This window comes from Kineococcus indalonis, from assembly GCF_009906395.1.
Lineage (GTDB): Bacteria > Actinomycetota > Actinomycetes > Actinomycetales > Kineococcaceae > Kineococcus > Kineococcus indalonis.
Genome location: NZ_JAAALM010000207.1, coordinates 4,530 through 6,512 on the forward strand (window position 1 = coordinate 4,530; position 1,983 = coordinate 6,512).

The window sequence follows — 1,983 nt, forward strand, 5'->3', positions numbered from 1 at the left end:
CACCGGCGTCGCCGCGCAGGCGCTGGCCGCCCTGCCGGTGCGCGCGCCCGCCGGCGACGACGGCTACCAGCGCACCCGCTTCGGCGAGAGCTGGGCCGACGTGGACGGCAACGGCTGCCGCACCCGCGACGACGTCCTGCAGCGCGACCTGCGCGGGGTGCGCCTCGACGACGACGGCTGCACCGTGCTCTCCGGCACCCTGGACGACCCCTACTCCGGCCGGGAGGTCCCCTTCCGCCGCGGGGAGCGCACCAGCTCCGAGGTGCAGGTCGACCACGTCGTCGCCCTGGCCGGCGCCTGGCGCACCGGCGCGCAGGGCTTCAGCGACGAGCAGCGCGTGCGGTTCGCCAACGACCCGCTGGAGCTGCTGGCCGTGGACGGCTCCCTCAACGCCTCCAAGGGCGACGACGACGCCTCGCAGTGGCTGCCGCCGGTGGGGGGCTGCGCCTACGTGGCCCGCCAGGTCGCCGTCAAGGCCGCCTGGGGGTTGTGGGTCACGCCCGCCGAGCGCGACGCGATGGCCGCGGTCCTGGCCGGCTGCCCCGGCCAGGAGCTGCCGGCGCGCTGAGCCGGCGGGCCGCCGACCGCCCCCGGGTGGCAGGCTGCGCCCGTGCGCGAGGTGCTGGAGCGGGTGGAGCGGTGGCTGGCGGCCGGCGAGCCCGTCGCCGTGGCCACGGTCGTGCGCACCTGGCGCTCGGCGCCGCGGGCGGTCGGGGCCGCGCTGGCGGTCGGCCCCGGCGGCGAGGTCGTCGGCAGCGTCTCCGGCGGGTGCGTGGAGGGCGCGGTGTACGAGCTGGCCGGGCAGGTCCTGGCCGACGGGGTGCCGGTGCTGGAGCGCTACGGCGTCAGCGACGGCGACGCCTTCGCCGCGGGCCTGACGTGCGGCGGGGAGCTGGACGTCTTCGTCGAGCGCCTGGACCGCTCCAACGCCAACCTGGTGCGCGCCGCGACCGCCTCGGTGCGCGCGGGCGAGGCCGTGGCGGTGGCCACCGTGGTGCGGGCCCCGGACCCGGCCGCGGCGGGCCGGCACCTGCTCGTCTGGCCGGACCGCTGCGCCGGCTCGCTGGGCCCGGAGCGCCTGGACGCCGCCGTCACCGACGACGCCCGCGGGCTGCTGGACGCCGGCGCCAGCGGCCTGGTGCGCCTGGGCGCCGACGGCGAGCGGCGCCGCGACGAGCTGGCGGTGTTCGTCGCCTCCCACGCCCCGCCGGCGCGGATGCTCGTGTACGGCGCCATCGACACGGCCGCTGCCGTGGCCCGCCTGGGCTCGTTCCTGGGGTTCCGGGTCACGGTGTGCGACGCGCGGGCGGTGTTCACCACGCCGGCGAGGTTCCCGCACGCGGACGAGGTCGTGGTGCGCCGCCCGCACCGGCACCTGCGCGAGGAGGTCGCCGCCGGCCGCGTGGACGCCCGCACGGTCGTGTGCGTGCTCACCCACGACCCCGGGTCGGACGTGCCGCTGCTGGAGGTGGCGCTGCGCTCGCCGGCGGGCTACGTGGGCGCGATGGGCTCGCGCCGCACCCACGAGGCGCGCCTGGCGGGGCTGCGCGCGGCCGGGCTGGGGCCGGCGGAGCTGGCGCGCCTGTCCTCCCCGATCGGCCTGGACCTCGGCGCGCGCACCCCGGAGGAGACGGCCGTGTCGATCGTCGCGGAGGTCACCGCGCTGCGCTGGGGCGGTTCCGGGGCGCGGCTGGGCTCGACCGCCGGGCGGATCCACCACGACCCCGACCGGCCCGGCTTGAGTTCCGGGGACGGCACGCCCTAGAGTCACCGGGACACCATCCAGAGCGGCCGAGAGACCTGGCTCGAGGACGCCGCAGCAACCCCCCGTGCGAACGGGCGCGGGTGCTTCCGCCGGGAGCGATGGAGGAACGCGATGAGCCCGAAGTCCCACGTGGCGGTCCTGCGCCGGGTCGTCGACCTGTGCCGCACCTGCTCCGCCGGCTGTCGCTGACCCCCGCACCCCCCGGCCGGGGGGTTCCC

2 protein-coding genes and 1 riboswitch are annotated in these 1,983 nt (G+C 78.7%); both genes read left to right on the forward strand.

The window, feature by feature from the left end:
* Positions 1-568: HNH endonuclease family protein (locus tag GTR00_RS11430; protein ID WP_205705577.1), on the forward strand; the 568-nt coding region annotated here is incomplete at its 5' end.
* A gap of 42 nt (positions 569-610) precedes the next feature.
* Entirely contained in the window at positions 611-1,765 is a 1,155-nt protein-coding gene (locus GTR00_RS11435) for an XdhC family protein (protein WP_166611748.1), read from the forward strand.
* Between the two features lie 10 nt (positions 1,766-1,775).
* A riboswitch (SAM riboswitch) is annotated at positions 1,776-1,870 on the forward strand.
* The last annotated feature ends 113 nt before the right edge of the window (positions 1,871-1,983 follow it).